This window comes from Shewanella carassii (assembly GCF_019670705.1).
Taxonomy (GTDB): domain Bacteria; phylum Pseudomonadota; class Gammaproteobacteria; order Enterobacterales; family Shewanellaceae; genus Shewanella; species Shewanella carassii.
Genome location: NZ_AP024618.1, coordinates 83386 through 101035 on the forward strand (window position 1 = coordinate 83386; position 17650 = coordinate 101035).

General features: G+C 53.6%; 16 protein-coding genes. 4 read left to right on the top strand and 12 right to left on the bottom strand.

What is annotated here, in order from left to right:
* Positions 1-39 precede the first annotated feature (39 nt).
* The 8 genes from mutM to K5621_RS00400 are packed head-to-tail and all read right to left on the bottom strand — an operon-like array spanning position 40 to position 7004.
* On the bottom strand, positions 40-855 hold the full coding sequence (gene mutM, locus K5621_RS00365) for a bifunctional DNA-formamidopyrimidine glycosylase/DNA-(apurinic or apyrimidinic site) lyase (protein WP_221050160.1): 816 nt from the start codon (positions 853-855) through the stop codon (positions 40-42).
* Between the two features lie 16 nt (positions 856-871).
* Entirely contained in the window at positions 872-1330 is a 459-nt protein-coding gene (locus K5621_RS00370; RefSeq protein ID WP_221050161.1) for a hypothetical protein, read from the bottom strand.
* Between the two features lie 54 nt (positions 1331-1384).
* Positions 1385-2371: a GTP 3',8-cyclase MoaA gene (gene moaA, locus K5621_RS00375; protein WP_221050162.1), complete on the bottom strand. Its 987-nt coding sequence runs from the start codon at positions 2369-2371 to the stop codon at positions 1385-1387.
* Positions 2372-2379: 8 nt separating this feature from the next.
* Positions 2380-4185, bottom strand: a complete 1806-nt coding sequence (locus tag K5621_RS00380) for a bifunctional molybdopterin-guanine dinucleotide biosynthesis adaptor protein MobB/molybdopterin molybdotransferase MoeA (RefSeq protein ID WP_221050163.1) — start codon at positions 4183-4185, stop codon at positions 2380-2382.
* A 9-nt stretch (positions 4186-4194) separates the two neighbouring features.
* A complete protein-coding gene (mobA, locus tag K5621_RS00385) occupies positions 4195-4788 on the bottom strand; it encodes a molybdenum cofactor guanylyltransferase MobA (RefSeq protein WP_221050164.1) in 594 nt (197 codons plus the stop codon).
* Positions 4772-5479: an ABC transporter ATP-binding protein gene (locus tag K5621_RS00390; protein WP_100144486.1), complete on the bottom strand. Its 708-nt coding sequence runs from the start codon at positions 5477-5479 to the stop codon at positions 4772-4774. Before K5621_RS00390 ends, mobA begins: the two co-directional genes overlap by 17 nt.
* An 8-nt stretch (positions 5480-5487) precedes the next feature.
* Positions 5488-6195, bottom strand: coding sequence for an ABC transporter permease (locus tag K5621_RS00395; protein WP_221050165.1), 708 nt, complete (start codon positions 6193-6195; stop codon positions 5488-5490).
* Positions 6192-7004, bottom strand: coding sequence for an ABC transporter substrate-binding protein (locus K5621_RS00400; RefSeq protein WP_100144482.1), 813 nt, complete (start codon positions 7002-7004; stop codon positions 6192-6194). Before K5621_RS00400 ends, K5621_RS00395 begins: the two co-directional genes overlap by 4 nt.
* 280 nt (positions 7005-7284) lie before the next feature.
* Between K5621_RS00400 and K5621_RS00405 the strand changes: the two genes are divergently transcribed.
* Positions 7285-8667, top strand: coding sequence for a sigma-54-dependent transcriptional regulator (locus K5621_RS00405; protein WP_425332451.1), 1383 nt, complete (start codon positions 7285-7287; stop codon positions 8665-8667).
* A 2-nt stretch (positions 8668-8669) separates the two neighbouring features.
* Positions 8670-10778, top strand: coding sequence for a sensor histidine kinase (locus K5621_RS00410; RefSeq protein WP_100144560.1), 2109 nt, complete (start codon positions 8670-8672; stop codon positions 10776-10778).
* Positions 10779-11441: 663 nt separating this feature from the next.
* Here K5621_RS00410 and K5621_RS00415 read toward each other — a convergent pair.
* Both K5621_RS00415 and K5621_RS00420 read right to left on the bottom strand, forming a co-directional pair.
* A complete protein-coding gene (locus tag K5621_RS00415; RefSeq protein ID WP_025889011.1) occupies positions 11442-12131 on the bottom strand; it encodes a DNA-3-methyladenine glycosylase I in 690 nt (229 codons plus the stop codon).
* Positions 12132-12271: 140 nt separating this feature from the next.
* A complete protein-coding gene (locus tag K5621_RS00420; RefSeq protein ID WP_221050167.1) occupies positions 12272-13141 on the bottom strand; it encodes an NAD(P)H-binding protein in 870 nt (289 codons plus the stop codon).
* 119 nt (positions 13142-13260) lie between these two features.
* Between K5621_RS00420 and K5621_RS00425 the strand changes: the two genes are divergently transcribed.
* Both K5621_RS00425 and K5621_RS00430 read left to right on the top strand, forming a co-directional pair.
* Complete coding sequence (locus K5621_RS00425) at positions 13261-14166, top strand: LysR family transcriptional regulator (protein ID WP_100144476.1); 906 nt, start codon at positions 13261-13263, stop codon at positions 14164-14166.
* A gap of 92 nt (positions 14167-14258) precedes the next feature.
* Positions 14259-14912, top strand: a complete 654-nt coding sequence (locus K5621_RS00430; RefSeq protein ID WP_025009091.1) for a glutathione S-transferase family protein — start codon at positions 14259-14261, stop codon at positions 14910-14912.
* A gap of 8 nt (positions 14913-14920) precedes the next feature.
* Here the strand turns inward: K5621_RS00430 and K5621_RS00435 are convergent, their stop codons facing one another.
* The gene (locus K5621_RS00435; protein ID WP_025009092.1) at positions 14921-15451 is read right to left on the bottom strand and encodes a thioesterase family protein; all 531 of its coding nucleotides are present in this window, start codon (positions 15449-15451) and stop codon (positions 14921-14923) included.
* Between the two features lie 114 nt (positions 15452-15565).
* Complete coding sequence (gene prlC / locus K5621_RS00440) at positions 15566-17605, bottom strand: oligopeptidase A (protein ID WP_221050168.1); 2040 nt, start codon at positions 17603-17605, stop codon at positions 15566-15568.
* Between the last annotated feature and the right edge of the window lie 45 nt (positions 17606-17650).

The following is a 17650-nucleotide window of genomic DNA, read 5'->3' on the forward strand; positions in this document are numbered from 1 at the left end:
TAAGCTGTTGCTTTTAGACATAAATGTGTTGAAGGGGATTTACCTTGTTTGGCACAGGCTGCAAAACACTGTAGTGCGCTGTCCCAGGCGTATTTCGGATAACATATGGCCGCATTGGGTACAGGTTTCCCCACCGCGGCCATAGACGTGCAGCTTCTGGGCAAAGTAACCCGGTTTACCTTCGGCATTGGTGAAATCTTTCAATGTGGTGCCGCCCTGTTTGATGGCCTGAGCCAGGATCAGCTTTATCTCGGCGACCAGCACTGTCAGCCGCTCTTTATCCACTTTACCGGCTTCGGCCTGCGGGTGGATCCCGGCGGCAAACAGGGCTTCGTTGGCATAGATATTACCAACACCCACCACAATGGCATTGTCCATCAGACAGAGTTTTATCGCCTTCTTCTTGCCTTTGAGCGCCGCGTGCAGTTGCGCGACATTGAAGGCATCCGTTAAAGGTTCGGGGCCCAGTTTGGCCAGCAGCGGATGTGCCGTTTCCGGCAACTCGCACCATAGCCAGGCACCGAATCTGCGCGGATCGTTGAACCTCAGCACCCGGCCGTTTTCCAGCTCCAGATCTATATGATCGTGTTTCTCCGCCGGTGTGCTACGGGGCAAAATCCGCAGGCTACCGGACATCCCCAGATGCACTATGCAGGTACCGGCATCTGTATCCAGCAGTAGGTATTTGGCGCGGCGGCGCACGGCTCTGATGGTCTGTCCTATGATATTGCGGGCCGTTTCGGGTACCGGCCAACGCAGTGACGGATTACGAACGATAAGGTTACTGACAGTCTGATCGACAAGATACGGCGCAACCCCGAGGCGGGTCACTTCCACTTCCGGCAATTCTGGCATAAGGCTCTCTGCTCTATCAGCTTGTGGATACACTCAGCAGAGGTACAACACCACTTCTGAGGCTGGGGGGAATAAGATACCAGTTCCCGGCGGCAGATTTAAGCAGTCCCTGATGGGGATAGAACAGCCAAAGTTGTGGCTCGGCAGCGCCGCTGACTTTCAGCAGCAACTCTTGTGGCCGCTCATCTTGGGTGAGTTCAGGCTTACTGGCCAATGGTGATACCCGAATACTGAGCCAGGCTTGACTCCAGTCGGCGCAATTGAGCACCTTGGGGTCACACTGCCATTGACCATTGGCGGCCTGTGCCAACCAGATCCCGTCCAGTTGCAGCTGCTGCAGTTCAGTATGGCTGTCAAACAGCTCGCGGGTATCGGGTACCGAGTTCATGCGTTTATCCAGCAAGGTCAGTACCGACACCATCAGGATCGAGGCCAGAATAATGATGTTATTCCACTGTTTGCGGGTCAGTGCCATGGGCAAAAATAGTTTGATTGAGGTCGAATCGTCAGTGTAGCACGGTGGCCGGTATCAGCCACCCGTGCTGTTCATAAACCTCAGGATCTGCACCTGATTGGGATCGTCGAAGTGATGCTCTTTGGGCTTGCGCTGAATCGCCTCGAAGATAGCCTGCTTCAATACGTCTATATCACCAGGATGGCTGCGGATGATCTGCTTCAGATCCAGCGAGTGTTCATTCCCCAGGCACAGCAGCAAGCGGCCTTCGGCCGTGACTCTGACCCGGTTGCACTCATGGCAAAAGTTATGGCTGTGGGGTGAAATAAAACCTATATGGATAGGGCTGTCGGCCATGCTGTAGTAACGTGCCGGGCCGCCGGTACGCTTGGCTGACAGGCTCAAGGGCCAGCGTTGATTGATAATTTCCCTGACATCACTGCTGCTCATGTGTCTTGGCAGAGAACGCTCTTCCATCACACCCAGAGGCATCTCTTCGATAAAGGCGATATCCAGCTGCTTTTGACGGCAATACTCCAGCAGATCGATAATTTCGTTTTCGTTGCGTCCCTTGAGGATCACGGCGTTGATCTTGATCCTGTCAAAGCCGGCCGCCTTGGCGGCATCTATGCCCTTGAGCACTCGCTCCAGCTTGCCGTTGCGGGTCAGGGTGGTGAAGAGTTCGCTCTTTAGGGTATCCAGGCTGATATTGAGGCGGTTCAAGCCGGCGGCTTTCAGCGCCGGAGCCAGTTTGGCCAGCCTGGAGCCGTTGCTGGTCATGGAAAGATCTTTGAGCCCGGGTAATGCCGCGAGCTGCGCCACCAAGCGGTCGCAATCGCTGCGTACCAAGGGTTCGCCGCCGGTGAGGCGTATCTTGCTGACGCCAAGCTCGGTAAAGGCGCGGCCGATAAAGGCCAGCTCCTCCAGGCTCAATACCTGTTCCCGCTCCAGAAAACAGGGATCTTCACTCATGCAATAGATGCAGCGAAAATCACACCTGTCGGTAATGGAGAGGCGCAGATATTCTATTTTGCGGCCGAAGCCGTCACTAAGGCTGTTCAAGGGCAGGCTCAGAGCAGGTCTGCAAACGGGTGTACATAGACGGTTTCACCCGCCTCTATGCGTTCATCGGCCTCGCCGATAATCACCAAACAGTTGGCCTTGACCATGGAGCTGAGCATGCCTGAGCCCTGGGCACCGGTCGTGCGTACGTGCAATTGACCGTCATCTCCCAGGGTCATGATGCCGCGGCTGAATTCGGTGCGGCCGCTGCGGCTGCGCATGGCTTCATCGGCAATCGCCGGCAAAAGTCTTGGCTGCCAGCTTGGTTCACCGGCCAGTTTACGCAATGCAGGTTGAACAAACATCAGGAAAGAGACCATCACGGCCACAGGATTGCCGGGCAAGCCGAAGAACAATGTTTGGTTTATCTTACCGAACGCCAATGGGCGTCCCGGGCGCATATTGATGCGCCAGAAGTTGATTTCTCCCAGCTTGGCCAGCACTGTCTTGATATAATCGGCATTGCCGACAGACACCCCGCCCGAGCTGATGATCACATCGGCCTGAGTCGCCGCCTGGCCCAATGTTTGGCTCAGAACCGCTTCTGAGTCTTCGATGATCCCCAAGTCCAGCACTTCACAGCCCAGACGTTTGGCCATCGCCTTGATGGTATAGCGGTTGGAGTCGTAGATGCAGTTGGCCTTCAGCTCAGTGCCGGGTTGGCTGACTTCATCGCCGGTGGAGAATACGGCAATTCTGGGGCGGCGCTTGAGGGGCATCTCAAACAGACCCAGCGAAGCCAGTAGGCCTTGCTCGGCAGCGCCCAAACGTGTACCACTGCCAAGGGCCACAGCGCCTTGGGCAATATCTTCACCCGCCAGACGCACGTGCTGGCCGCGGTAGATTTTGCCACTGAAGCTGACCTTGCCATCGGTTTCGGTGGCAAGCTCTCTGGGTTGAATGGTATCTGCACCCAGAGGAACCGGCGCACCTGTCATAATTCGCACCGCTTCACCCGGCTGCAACTGGCCAGAATATTGATGACCGGCAAGCACTTCTCCTTTCAGCTCAAAGGGTTGTGACATGTTGTCTTGAAACGCGAAGGCGTAACCATCCATTGCCGAGTTGGTCTGCTGTGGCACATTCACAGGTGATATTGCATCCTGGGCCAGAATACGATTGTCGGCCTCATCGAGCGTCAACAGCTCTGTCTCGGTGACGGGTTTGACTTGCTCCAGGATATGGTCAATGCCTTGACGTACCGACAGATTCTGTTCACTGCCGAGCTCACAGGCGCTTAAGGGCAGGGCTCTTGCTGAAGAGGGCTTGGATTCGGGACGATAATCGCGAACATACTGCTGCACAAAATCAGCAATTTGCGCCACATTGTTGAGATCCAGGCGGCGGATCTCCCCTGGCAGCTTGGTTTCGTCACAGCAGGCTATTGCGAGGATATTGGGATCCTCGGTATGGATAAAGGGTTTGCCGTGGGCGGATCGATGTAATTCAATCTTGGGCAGCGCCAGTTTCTTGAAGCCTTCCACCAACACCAGATCGGCCTTGTCCTGTTCCAGCTGGCCGAGTAGATGCAGCAGATCCGGATCTCTGTCCAGCGGATCTTCTGTCATCAAGGCCCAACGTACATGGGAGGCCACCAACATCTGTCTGGCGCCGGCTTTGCGCATCTCATAGCTGTCTTTACCCGGCTCATCGATATCAAAGTTGTGATGGGCGTGTTTGATCACTGCCAGTCTCAAGCCACGACGATTCAGCTCAGGGATCAACTGTTTCAACAGTGTGGTCTTGCCTGTACCGCTGTAGGCACAGAAGCCCAGCACGGGGATGGACAGGGGATTGGTAAAGACAGTGCTCATAGAAACCTCTTAAGCTTGGGATATTTCCGCCGCGAGTTGTTGTTTTTGTTCGCTGGTATTGATGTTAATAAAGGCGTTGGGTTGATCGGCGAACGACTCGACCACCACAGGGTGCTCGCTGTACCAGAGATCGATTCGGCGCCTGCCTGAATCGAGAAACGCCTGCATCGAATCCCTCACCGTTGGTTTGAGCAGCATAACCACCGGCTGCTCCCGCTCGCCATCGGATGCCACGGCGAGATCCGCCTCTGACACCAGCAGCTTTTGCGTCATGCGCTCAACCAGATCTTTGGGTAGCAAAGGGCAGTCGCAAGGCACCACCAACAGCAGCTCGGCGTCTGTCTTATCCAGGGCGCTGATCATCCCGGCCAACGGCCCGGGATAGCCTTGTTCCAGGTCGGCAATGACCGGAAAACCGAACTCAGCATAACGTGTTTGATTGCGGTTGGCGTTGATCAGGATCTGATTCACCTGAGGTTTTACCCTGTCGATAACATGGGCAATCATGGGGCGCCCCAGCAGATCCACCAGGCCTTTGTCTTCTCCGCCCATGCGTCTGGCCATGCCTCCGGCGAGGATTACCGCATCAATGCGCTGCGACATAACTTTTCTCCTGCAATTCCTCGGTCGCTAAACTCAAATTGGCCGAGGGTGTCAGTTGTTGTGATTCTATGTGCCAATGTTGATGGCAAAGGGTTGTCAGTTCTGAGTGCTGGTGGCTGCTGATCAGTAGCCCTGTACCTTGTTGCTTCAACTCGGCAATCATAGCAAAAACGGTTTGCTGCGAGGCTCTGTCCATATTGGATATGGGTTCATCGAGCATGAGTAATTTGGGTTTCAACAGCCAGGCTCTGGCCAGTGCCAGTCGCTGTCGCTCACCGCCGGACAGCGTTGAGGCGTTGGCCGTCAGCAACTCGCCAAGTTGAGCATGTTCTATCGCGCTCTGCATTCTAACGCGTTGTTCTGTCTTATCCAGGCTGCTGTATCTCTGCGCCAGTTGCAGATTGTAGCTGACATTGCCCTCAAACAGATATGGGTGTTGATGCAGGTAGATGGCCTTGCCGAGCAAGGTATCACCTCGCCACCAGGGGGAAGGTGTAAATCCTTGGGTATAGATGGTGCCAGCGCTGGGTTTGAGTAAACCGGCCAGTAGTTTCATCAGAGTCGTTTTGCCGCAGCCATTGTCACCCTGAAGATAGATGACTTCGCCCTGACAAAACTCCAGTTGCCGGGCGCGAAATAATAGGCGTTCACCAAAACGCATCTCAAGATCTTGGGCTATCAGCTTTATCATCACGCGTCCTAATGGCTTCTGGGATTGGCCCTGCCACGCAGAGTCCCCAGAGCAAAATTCAGTATCAGTGCCAGCACCAGCAGCACCAAGCCAAGGGCTATCGCCTGGGCAAAGTCGCCTTTACTGGTTTCCAGTGAAATCGCGGTGGGAATGTTACGGGTGACATGGGCTATGTTGCCACCAACCATCATGGAACAGCCAACTTCGGTAATGATGCGGGAAAACGCCGCAATAATCGCCAGTAACAGTGGCACTCTCAGTTCGCGACAAACTACCCAGATGGCCGAGGTCCAGCTGGCACCCAGAGTGCGGCAGGTTTCCCAGGCTCGGCGATCGACACTGGTGAAGGCGGCATGGCTCATGGCTATCAGTACTGGGGCGCAGATCATCATCTGCCCGAGGATCATCCCCTTCTGGGTAAAGAGCCAGCGCAGGTCGCCCAGGGCGCCGTTACGGGTCAGCAGTAGATAGGCCAGCAGGCCGACTACCACGGTGGGAATAGATTGCAGGGTTTGTACCAGATTGGTCACCAGCCAGCGGCCGGGGAATTGCACAAACGCCAGGGCGAACCCCAGTATCATGGACGGCAGCAAGGTGATCAGCAGTGCCGCGAAAGATACCGAGAAAGAGACGGAGATAATAGACCAGACTTCGGGGTCTCTGGAAAACAGCAGGCCGAGGGCCTGCTGTATAAGGGCTAACCAGCCTTCACTCATTTGCCGTAAGTTGCCTTGAACAGTTGTTCACCTTGAACTTTATAGCTGTTGATCATGCTTTGTGCTTCTTTGCTAATCAACCAATCACTGAAGGCGCGTGCACCTTTGTGATTCAGATCCGGGTATTTGGCAGGGTTGATCAGGATAACCTGGTAAGGATTGGCCAAGGTGGCACCGCCGTCGAAGTCGATACCCAGGTCCAGTTTGGCCTTGTAAGCCACGAAAGTACCACGGTCAGACAGGGTATAACCTTGCAGTTCGTTGGCCATCAGCAGAGTTTTGCCCATGCCCTGGCCTACAGAGGTGTAACCTTTGAAGTCTGGAGTCACGTTGGCGGCTTTCCAGATCAACAGTTCTTTCTTGTGAGTACCAGAGTCGTCACCGCGAGATACGAAAGGAACGCCTGACTTGGCGATCTTGGCGAAGGCTTCTTCGGCATTTTTGCTGTCACGGGCCTTGGCTGGGTCGTTCTTGGGGCCAAGGATAACAAAGTCGTTTTCCATGATGCCGCGAGGCTCAACACCGAAACCGTCGGCAACGAACTTGGCTTCTGCACCAGGAGCGTGAGTCATCACCAGATCCACGTCACCTTGGGTACCCAGTTTCAGAGCCTTGCCTGTACCTGTGGCAATCACTTGTACTTTATAGCCTGATTCAGATTCAAATTTTGGCAGCAGGTAACCCAGCAGACCTGAGTTTTCAGTACTGGTGGTAGTGGCCAGCTTGATGGTTTCCTGAGCGGAAGCCGGGGCAGAGATCATCAGGCCTGCCGCAATGGCAAGACCCAGCAGTTGTTTCAAGTTCAACATTATTGCTCCTTGGCATGATTTTATAAGTGTGCCGAACCCATAACCCAGCGGGCTGCGGCCTGGTACTCGTTTCCAATAAAGCAATTTAGGTGCCAAAAACGAATGTTTGCCTCAAACTGATATTGTTGGATCCAATATGTGAGCTGGATCCCAAGCTTGGTAAATAAGTATCAGACAAATTGTCCCAGTAACACTTTTCTCTGGTTCATAGTGACCAGTTTTTACCATCTCAGTGATAGAATCTATAGCAATTGAGTCAAAATGTCCTGAAGCCGACAATATGAGCCAGATAGAAAAGTCACTTAAGTCTAAGCCAATGCCTTCTGCCGTGTCCGTGTTGATCGTCGACGATGAGCCCGGTATGCGTAGTTTCCTCAACAAGGCATTGGCCAAGAAATTTGCCTTGGTAGAAACCGCCGCCAGCATAGAAGAAGCTGAACAACTGCGCAGCCGTTGTCACTTCGATCTGCTGATTGTGGATATACGTCTGCCCGGTCGCTCAGGCATTGAATGGCATGAGGCGCTCGATGATCAAGAGCGGCGCTCCGATATCATCTTTATGACAGGCTATGCCGACATGGAAGTGGCGATTCAGGCTCTCAGGGCTGGCGCCTCAGACTTTATACTCAAGCCTTTCCATCTGGAGCAGATGATGAAAGCGGTTGACCGCTGCATCGAGCGGCGCTTGTTGAAGCGGGAAAACCTGATGCTACGCCGGGAAGTGTCCAGTGGCTATTCCTCCACCATCATAGGCAACAGTGATGCCATGATGGAAGTCAAACGGGTGATAGAGAGGGTGGCGCCGACTAATGCTGTGGTGCTTATCGAAGGTGAATCCGGCACGGGTAAAGAGCTGGTGGCCAGGCAACTTCACCTGCTCAGTGGTCGTCAGGGCCCGTTTGTGCCTGTTAACTGCGGCGCCATCGCTCCCGAGCTGCTGGAGAGTGAACTCTTTGGTCATACGGCTGGTTCCTTTACTGGCGCCAAAGGTAATCGCGAAGGCTTATTCAGCTTTGCGTCTGGTGGCACCATCTTCCTCGATGAAATTGGGGAGATGCCGCTGAAAATGCAGACGGCATTGCTGCGGGTGCTGGAACAAAAGGCGATTCGTCCGGTTGGCAGCGAAAAAGAAGTCAATATTGATGTCCGGGTGATCGCGGCAACCAACCGTAAACTGGCCGAAGAGGTTGAAGCCGGACATTTCCGCCGCGATCTCTTCTACCGTCTCAATGTGCTCGACATAGTGATCCCGCCATTGCGGGAAAGGCCGGATGATGTAGTGGAATTAACCCATCACTTTACCCGCCAGTTGGCCGCAGAGCTCGGGGTAAAAGAGGTGGTCTGGAGCCATGAGGATCTGCTCAAACTGCAACAACATCAATGGCCAGGGAATATTCGCGAGCTGCGTAATATGATAGAGCGCTGCATTCTACTGGGTAAGCCTCCGGCGGAATACTGGAAAGAACAACCCAAGGCCGAACTGAACGCCCAGCCGGGCTATCCCCACGACTGGGCGCTCAAAGATGTGGAAAAAGACCATGTCACAGCTGTTGTCGATACCCATGGCGGTAATAAGTCGGCGGCAGCCAGGGTGCTGGGCGTGTCTCGCAAGACACTGGATCGTAAGTATAAAGAGTGGTTTGATTGCGAGTCGGAGGTTTGAGCTTGTCACTGTTTAAACGACTCTTTGGCCTGAGCTGGCAGCAGCTGCAGGCCAAGGTGCGTTATCGCATCCTGATCCTGACTCTGTTGCCCATCTTGCTGACACTGGTGAGTTTGGTATTTATCACTATTTACTGGAATATCAGCTACACAGGCAAGCAGTTGTTTATGAAGGTCAAGGCCGACCTGACTGTGGCCAATAACACCTTGGATGCCGTGCAGGAACGTCAGGAAAAGCAGCTGGAACATGTGATGCAGTCCTTCGACTTCCAGACTCATTTCCGCTCAATACTCGAAGGTGAGCGGCAGAAACAGGCAGAACTGGACGATTTTCTGGAACAACAACGCAAGGCGTTGGACCTCGACTTTCTGCGTCTGGTCAGAATCGCCGATGCCGCGGCCGATCCGGACTTGCGACAGATGCTGCCTTTGGTTCAGGGACAAAGGGCCTATTCCGGGCTGATGGTATTGTCCTCTTCGCGGCTGGCACGAATCGATCCCGAGTTGGCCGAACGAGCCAAGATCCCGGTGATCATGACTCTGAGAGCGCAAAATCCCGATAGAGAAGTAGAAGAGCGGGGCATGCTCAGTCGCAGCCTGCTACCGGTAGCCGATGAAAACGGCAAGGTTGGCTGGTATCTGGATGGCGGGATCCTGTTTAACCGCAACACTCGCATCGTCGACCATATTCGCGATCTGGTTTATGACAAGGGCACGCTGCCGGAACGCTCCATAGGCACTGTGACCATCTTCCTCGACAATATCCGCATCAGCACCAATGTGCCTCTGCATTTCTTCCCCAAAGGGGATGAAAATCGGGGCCGGGCATTGGGTACTCTGGTGTCTGAAGAGGTGCGCCAACAGGTGTTGGTTAAGGGCCAACTCTGGGTCGACAGGGCCTTTGTCTATAATGACTGGTTTATTTCGGCCTATGCGCCGCTGACCGATATCCGTGGCCAGCGGATAGGTATGATCTATTCCGGGTTTTCCGAGTCGCCCTTCATTCACAACTATCTTCTTAATATCATAGAGTTGGGCACCATTTTGATGCTGGTGCTGTTGGTCTCAGGACTCTTGGTTTATCGCGGCGCTTACAGTTTGTTACAGCCGATAGAGCGTATTCACCAAGTGGTTAAGGCGGTGCAGTCCGGGCGCAATCTGCGCATCGGTGAGCTGGGACTGGATAGAGACAATGAGCTGGCCAACTTGGCTGAGCAGTTCGACCGCATGCTCGACTTGTTGCAGCGTCGCAATGCGCAAATTCAAGCGGCGGCCGAGCAGCTGGAGATGAAGGTCGAAGAACGTACTCGTAGTCTGCAGGAAAAAACCGAAGAGCTGCAGCGCAACGTACAATTGCTGAACGAAACCCGTCAGCAGTTGGTGACCAATGAAAAACTGACCGCCCTCGGGGAATTGACCGCTGGCATTGCCCATGAGATTAACAACCCTACTGCAGTTATCCTCGGCAATATGGAACTGCTGCGGGTGGAGCTTGGCGACAATGCCGAGCAGGTAGAAGAAGAGATAGATCTGATCATCCAGCAGGTGGGGCGTATCAGCACCATTATCCGCAGCTTGCTGCAGTACAGCCGTCCCGGCGAGTTCAATGCGCCGTTGGAGATGCATCAAATTACGCCGATTATCGAAGAGATGCAGCTGTTGGTCCGTCATTCACTGGGTAAGCAGGAAGTGGTGTTGCTGCCTGAGCTGAACGCCAGTTATCCGGTGCAGGTGAATCGGCCGCAACTGCTGCAGGTGCTGATCAATCTGGTGGTCAACGCCGCTCATGCTATGGATGGCAAGGGGCGGATCTGGATCCGCACCTATGACTGGGTGGAGCAGGGTGAACCTGTGGGGATCAAGATAGAGATTGAAGATGAAGGTTCGGGGATCCCGCAAGAACAGTTGGGACGAATATTCGATCCTTTCTATACCACCCGCAAGGATGGTACCGGGCTGGGCTTATCGCTGAGCTACGGCATTATCAAACGCATAGGCGGCACCATAGAGGTTAGTTCGACTGTGGGTAAGGGGACACTGTTCACTGTCAGTATTTACCATCTGGCTAAAGAAGAGCAATCGGGCCCCTATGATGGTTTGCTGTTCGGGTAGGCTTTGGCTTGGCGTGCAGACAAAAAAATAGCCGGGTTATTAACCCGGCCACAAAGAGTGTGTGAGCAATGTCGTGCTTTGCAAACTCAGGAACACCATAACTCTCAGCGGGTAATGCGGGCTTAAAGCTAAGGATGAGTTTTGGAACGCAAGTTAACGATAATGGTTCTCATTTATGTTTGCAACTGTTTTTTGACCTTTGTCGATAAAATTTTCCAGTGCTATTGTTTCTGCCTTGGATGTTCAATTAAAAAAATTAAGTAACATACTAATTTTCAATGTATTTTGTCCTATCCTCTCAGGCAGAGAGATCATTGATCTTTTTAAGGCTACATCCAGATGGTAGTGCTTTCGGTTTTGGTACGCCAAAATGCTGACCGGCACGAATGGAGTTAGCCGTGAGGGATAACACAGCTGCTGACTATGAGACGGAGGGGCTCGGACAATGAGGATTAGCCAAAAAAAGAGCCGGGTAATTAACCCGGCCTAAAAGAGTGTGTGAGCAATGTCGTGCTTTGCAAACTCAGGAACACCATAACTCTCAGCGGATACTGTGGGCCTAAAGCTAAGGATGAGTTTTGGAACGCGAAACAAATGATAATGGTTATCATTTGTGTTGGCAACCATTTTTTGTCTATATTCAAGACAAATTTATTTCCGGCCTCAGATACGATTGTCCCCGGTGCTACAAGCCAGGATGCGGCTGATGGCGGCCATGCTCCTGCCACTGCTCTGTTGCCAATGATTGAATACAGCTTGTACCTGGGCCAAGCCGCTCTTTGAGCTGAAGCCTGCGTCCACCAGTTTGTGACTCTTGAGATAGTTTTGAACATCAGCGGTCAACAGGAAGCTGTCTTTACCTATGCCACGCAGAAAATAGGGGCCGGTATTGCCACCCAAGCGTGCACCACGGCGTTTGAGTTCCTGCCACAGTGAGGTGATCTCCTCCACCGGCCAGAGGGCGATATATCGGGCCAGGCTGCCGTGTTCTCTGGCAATATCCTGCACCATGAGCGCGTTATCATAAATGGCCTGGGTCTTTTTCTGGTGGCGAATGAGGCGACTGTCCTCGCCTCTGGCTTGCAACTGCTCGGGGGAGAGCATCAACACTTTCATGGGTTCAAAGCCAAAGAAGGCCTCTTCATAGGCCGGCCATTTGTGTTCCACTACCTTCCAGACAAAGCCGCTCTGAAATACCTGTTTGCTGAGTGCTGACAGTAACTCGGCATCTGTATATTCCAGCAATTCTTCCGTGGAACAGACCCTAGGTAACAGGCTCTCCAGTCGCTCGGCGCCGCCTTTGCGCTCGCAGGCTCTGGCATAGATGGTGGCAAAATCTTCCGGCTTGCTCATATGCTTTCCCTTTTGATTGGCTCAATTATTGCTGCACCAGTGTAATACCAATCGGGATAAAGATGGGAGTGATCAATGATGATTAACAATCACAACCCCTCCCAGGCAAAGGGAGGGACTGTGGCACGCGATATCGGGTATCAGGATTGAGTGAGGCTCTGTTCAAACAGGGCCTTAAGTGAACGCCCTGGGCGCCCCAGCAGACGCTCCAGATCTGTGCTTTGCTGCTGATATTCATCATCGGCTATCGCCTTGGAGTTGTTGGCAAACGCTTTGGCCATATAACCGGGGAGGCCGATCCCGAGGAAAATTTGCTCCAGCTCTGCGACTGAAATGTTTTGCAGCCGAATGTTTTTGCCACTTACCTGCGACAGGTATTGTGCCACCTGGGCCTGGTTCAACAGCTCCGGTCCTGTCAGGGTATAGGTTTGCCCAAGATGGCTGCTTACAGGCGATTCCGATGAGAGAATGCCGGCGATGGCCTCTGCCAGATCGGCCTTCCACACAGGGGCAAACAGACCATTTTCACCGGCATTGAGCATGGTTTCTGTTGCCAGAGTGTGCTCCAACCCGGCCAACTGCAATTCGGCATAGGGACCGTTACGTACCAAGGTGTAAGGCACACCTGAGTGAACTATTGCAGCTTCTGTTGCCGCATGGGTGCGGGCAAAGTCGAATGCCGAGTCCAGGGTCGCCAATTGGAAACTGGTATAAACCAATTGTTCGACAGCGGCGGCCTTGGCGGCGCTGAGCACATTCATGTGCTGCTGCAGTCTCTGATCATTGGGTGCATCACCCGAGATCAATAACAGGCGTTTGACGCCCTGCATGGCTTTCGAGAGTGAAGCCGGATCACTGTAATCGGCAAAGATCTTCTCTACATCAGCAAACTCGTTCAATTGTTCGGGGTGGCGACTTGCCAATCTCAACTGTTTGGCAGGAACCTTTGCCAATAAGGCTTGGCTGACCAGACGGCCCAATTGGCCGGATGCACCTAAGATAAGGATCATGTTTTTACTCCGTTTTTTTACTCCAGTAGGTTTATGGCATCAGTGTATCCCCGTGGCGAAAGTTGATAATGAGTGCTTTACTTATCACTTTGGTTATTTAAATTAAACAAAGGTGAGAGATGGATGCGGCACAACTCTATCGTATGTTGGTATTCGCCACTGTAGTGGAGCAGGGATCGTTAACGGCGGCCGCAGAAGTGCTGGGGATCAGCCGCTCCATGGTGAGTCAACATTTGAAGAAACTGGAACAGCGTCTTGGCAGCCGTTTATTGCACAGAACTACGCGCAAGATAGGCTTGAGTGAAGACGGTCAGCAGTTCTATCACTATTGTGCCGAGTTGTTGCAGCTGGCCAAGCAAGCCGAAGCCGTGACTCGCCCCAGTGATCAACAGCTACATGGCAGTTTGCGGATCACGGCACCGGTAGGTATAGGTGAGCTGTCACTGCTGCCCTTGATGGGGGAGTTTCACCAGCGCTTCCCCCATATCCGGCTGACACTGTTGCTGGAGGACAATAAGCTCAATCTGCTGGAGCATAAGATAGATATTGCCATTCAGGCCGGCTGGCCGGAAGACTCTGAATTCAAGGCGATAAAATTGGGCGACTTCGAAGAGTATCTGGTGGCTTCGCCCGAGTATCTCAGTCGCCACGGCAAGCCGCTGCATCCGGATAACCTGCATCATCACCAATGGCTGATGCATGCATCGAGTCATTTGCCTCGCAGCTGTACTTTGCACAATAGTCAGGGCGAGCAGTTTCGTATTCGGGTTACCCCCTTTATCAGCTGCAACAGTACCAATGCCATCGCGGCTCTGGCTGCTCAGGGGCTTGGCATAGCCACCTTGCCGGATCATCTTTTGCAAAGGCAATTGGACTCGGGGGAGCTGGAACGTCTGTTACCGGATTATCATCTGCGTGAGGGCGGTATCTATGCCATTCACCCTTACCGTGAGGGGATGCCACCCAGGGTCAGGGTCATGTTGGACTTTCTCAAACAGAAGTTGGGTCAAACAGAGGGTGGATAATGCCTCGCGGCACTCATGGTACCTGTTCACGCCTTCCCTAAGCGGTAGCCAGCAACTAAAGTTAAAGTTGGTAACCATGGGGATCCCTGTCTATGGAGCTTTACTACCATCCATTGTCGCGTTATTCGCAAAAGGTGCTGCTGGCACTTTATGAAAAGCAGGCAAACTTCTTTCCCCGGGTAACAGATCTGCAGGATCCATTGGAGCGCCAACACTATCTGCATTTCTATCCATCCGGTAAGCTGCCACTCTTGGTGTGTCAGGACGGCAGCCTGTTGCCTGAATCCAGCATTATCATAGAGTATCTGGACAATAAAATGGACGCCGGCACCCGGCTGTTGCCCAAGGAGCCCGAGCTCAATCTGCAAGTGCGTCTCTATGACAGAATTGCCGATAACGACCTCAACAACAGTCTCTATCAGCTGGAGCAGCAATATAGCTTACCGGAAGAGCAGCAACTTCCTTTGGTGCAGCGTCAAATTGAAAACCGTCTCAGACTTTGCCTGCGAGCGTTGGACTTACGCCTGGTTGAGCATCATTGGCTTTGCGGAGATGGGTTCACTTTGGCCGATTGTGCCTTAATCCCTTGTCTTGGTTATCTGCAGCGCAGTTTCAACTTACTGGACTACCAGCATTTGGGGCGCTACTGGCTGCAGGCGCAATTGCGAGGTTCCTGGATGTTGGTGCAGGATGAAGTGACTCTGGCTCAGGAGGAGGCCAGCAGCGGGCTCAGACCCATCCCCTGAACAAGAATTCAGCTGTTGCGGGCCTTTTTGAGATCCAGGAACGACTTCCACTTGATGATCTCCGCCGGTAACTCGGGCGTGGTCTCATCGAACCCGGCTTCCGTCAACAGGTTTTCCGTGGGTACCGGCTTGCGTTTGCAGACGAACAAACCTCTGACATGCACTATGGCATGCAGGCCTCTGTCCGACAGGAAACGTTGCTCTATGTAGAAATACTTTTCATCCCAGCCAACCACGCGAGAAGCAATTTCAAACTGTTGTAATGGCCTGATATCCCTTACATAAGTGAACTCGGCGGCATTGACTATCGGCATCCATTTCAGTTTTAGAAAGCGCTTCAGCAAGCCCATTTCGGCCATCATATAGGTGCGGGCCAGATCCATAAATGCCGGGTAGCGGGAGTTGGTCAGGTGCAGGTTGATGTCACAGTCACTCGGTAAAGCCCGATAACGGATGCGGCTGGTGCCGAGAAAACCGATATCGTTTGCCCGGCGCACTCGCCAGAGCAGCAGCCAAAACAGGCGAAAGTAGAGGTTCATCAAAGGGTCCAAGAGTTGAGAGGCATTAAAGGCTACCAAAGGTCATACCAGACGGCAAGCGAGAACTGGCTCACAAAAAAGGCGCCCGCAGGCGCCTAATCAATTGCTTCAGTCTCAGGCTTGGATCCCTGAGTGACGCAGCAGTGCGTCTATGCTGGGCTCGCGGCCACGGAAGCGGGTAAATAGCACCATCGGCTCTTCACTGCCGCCCATCTCAAGTATGTTGTGCAGGAAGTCGCGTCCGGTACTTTCGTTGAAAATACCTTCCTCCTCGAAACGGGAGAAGGCATCGGCAGACAACACCTCGGCCCACTTGTAGCTGTAGTAGCCGGCGGCATAACCTCCGGCAAAGATATGGGCGAAACCGTTCTGGAAGCGGTTGAACTCAGGCGGTGTGACCACTGCCACCTGGCGTCGAACCTCATCTAACATCTGCTGAATATGGGCGCCCTTGGCCGGATCAAACTCCTGATGCAGGCGGAAGTCGAACAGGGAGAACTCCAGTTGCCGCAGCATCATCATGCCGGACTGGAAGTTCTTGGCGGCCAGCATCTTGTCCAGCATCGCTTTGGGCAGCGGCTCCCCGGTCTGATAATGGCCGGAGATCTCCGCCAGCGCCTCTTCGGCCCAGCACCAGTTCTCCATAAACTGGCTTGGCAGCTCCACGGCATCCCAAGGTACGCCATTGATACCGGAAACCCCGCCGACATCGATGCGGGTCAGCATATGGTGAATACCATGACCAAATTCGTGGAACAGGGTAGTGACTTCGTCATGGGTAAACAGCGCCGGCTTGTCACCCACAGGGCGATTGAAGTTACAGGTGAGGTAGGCTACCGGCTTTTGCAGGCCTGTGGCCGTCATCCGCCGGGTTCGGCAATCATTCATCCAGGCGCCGCCCCGCTTGCCTTCTCGGGCATAGAGGTCCAGATAAAAGCTGCCTCTGTGTTCGCCCTCGGCATCCAGGATGTGGAAAAAGCGCACATCTTTATGCCACTTGTCGAAATCCTGCTGCTCTTTGACATCCATGCCGAACAAGCGCTTGATGGTGTAGAACAGGCCGCTGAGCACCTTGTCTTCGGGGAAGAAGGGACGTAGCTCTTCCTGAGATATCTCATACTTGTGCTGCTTGAGTTTTTCGCCGTAGTAACCCAGATCCCAGGCCGCCAACTCGGTTACACCATAATGCTCCTTGGCAAACTCCTTGAGTTCGGCCAACTCGGCCTTGGCCTGAGACTTGGAGCGCAGCGCCAGCTCATTGAGGAAGGCGATAACCTGCTCGGGCGATTGCGCCATCTTGGTGGCCAGGGACTTATCGGCATAGGTATCAAAGCCCAGTAACTGTGCCAACTCATGGCGCAGGCTCAGGATCTCGTCCATCAGCGGGCCGTTGTCGAACTCACCGGCATTGGGGCCTTGATCCGAAGCGCGGGTAACAAAGGCGCGGTAACACTCTTCACGCAGACTGCAGTTGTCGCTATAGGTCATGACCGGTAGATAGGATGGAAAATCCAGGGTGAACAGCCAACCTTGCAGCTCTTTGGCCTCGGCCATCGCCTTGGCGGCGGCAATGGCAGACTCTGGCAGACCGGCCAATTCGGCTTCATCGGTAACCAGCTTGCTCCAGGCATGTGTGGCATCCAGCAGTTGGTTGGAATAGGTGCTGCTGAGTTCGGACAGGCGCTTTACAATCTCTCCATAGCGGGCTTTTTGTTCATCATTGAGGCCTATTCCCGACAGTTCGAAGTCTCTCAGGCTATGTTCTATCACAGTCTGTTGTGCCTGGTTGAGCTGGGCAAATTCCGCCGAGGCCTTGAGCTCTTTATAGGCCTGATACAGGCCCTGATGTTGTCCGACAAAGGTGCTGTACTCAGACAACAATGGCAGACAGGCATCGTGGGCAGCGCGCCATTCTTCATTGCTGAGTACTGAATTCATATGGGAAATCGGCGACCAGATCTGACTCAGCTCATCGTCCACCTGCTCCAGGGGGGCCACCAGGTTCTCCCAAGTGAAGGGGCCTCCTGCGGCCAGCACGGCTTCTATCTTATCGCGGCATTTGGCTATGGCCTGTTCGACCGCCGGTTGAATGTGCTCGGCCTTGATACTGGAAAAGGGTGGCAGCTCCTGTGCTGTCAGCAGCGGATTGGTCATTGTCTGTCCTCTCTTTGGGCGTGGGCCATAGGGCCTGCATTGGGT

Bases quoted from the DNA above. Each gene is read 5' to 3' on its own strand.
- K5621_RS00370 (WP_221050161.1), bottom strand. From the start codon at position 1,330: ATGGCACTGACCCGCAAACAGTGGAATAACATCATTATTCTGGCCTCG.
- prlC (WP_221050168.1), bottom strand. From the start codon at position 17,605: ATGACCAATCCGCTGCTGACAGCACAGGAGCTGCCACCCTTTTCCAGT.
- K5621_RS00420 (WP_221050167.1), bottom strand. From the start codon at position 13,141: ATGATCCTTATCTTAGGTGCATCCGGCCAATTGGGCCGTCTGGTCAGC.
- mobA (WP_221050164.1), bottom strand. From the start codon at position 4,788: ATGTCGCAGCGCATTGATGCGGTAATCCTCGCCGGAGGCATGGCCAGA.
- K5621_RS00395 (WP_221050165.1), bottom strand. From the start codon at position 6,195: ATGAGTGAAGGCTGGTTAGCCCTTATACAGCAGGCCCTCGGCCTGCTG.
- K5621_RS00380 (WP_221050163.1), bottom strand. From the start codon at position 4,185: ATGAGCACTGTCTTTACCAATCCCCTGTCCATCCCCGTGCTGGGCTTC.
- K5621_RS00390 (WP_100144486.1), bottom strand. From the start codon at position 5,479: ATGATAAAGCTGATAGCCCAAGATCTTGAGATGCGTTTTGGTGAACGC.
- K5621_RS00425 (WP_100144476.1), top strand. From the start codon at position 13,261: ATGGATGCGGCACAACTCTATCGTATGTTGGTATTCGCCACTGTAGTG.
- mutM (WP_221050160.1), bottom strand. From the start codon at position 855: ATGCCAGAATTGCCGGAAGTGGAAGTGACCCGCCTCGGGGTTGCGCCG.
- K5621_RS00435 (WP_025009092.1), bottom strand. From the start codon at position 15,451: ATGAACCTCTACTTTCGCCTGTTTTGGCTGCTGCTCTGGCGAGTGCGC.
- K5621_RS00400 (WP_100144482.1), bottom strand. From the start codon at position 7,004: ATGTTGAACTTGAAACAACTGCTGGGTCTTGCCATTGCGGCAGGCCTG.
- K5621_RS00430 (WP_025009091.1), top strand. From the start codon at position 14,259: ATGGAGCTTTACTACCATCCATTGTCGCGTTATTCGCAAAAGGTGCTG.
- K5621_RS00405 (WP_425332451.1), top strand. From the start codon at position 7,285: ATGAGCCAGATAGAAAAGTCACTTAAGTCTAAGCCAATGCCTTCTGCC.
- K5621_RS00415 (WP_025889011.1), bottom strand. From the start codon at position 12,131: ATGAGCAAGCCGGAAGATTTTGCCACCATCTATGCCAGAGCCTGCGAG.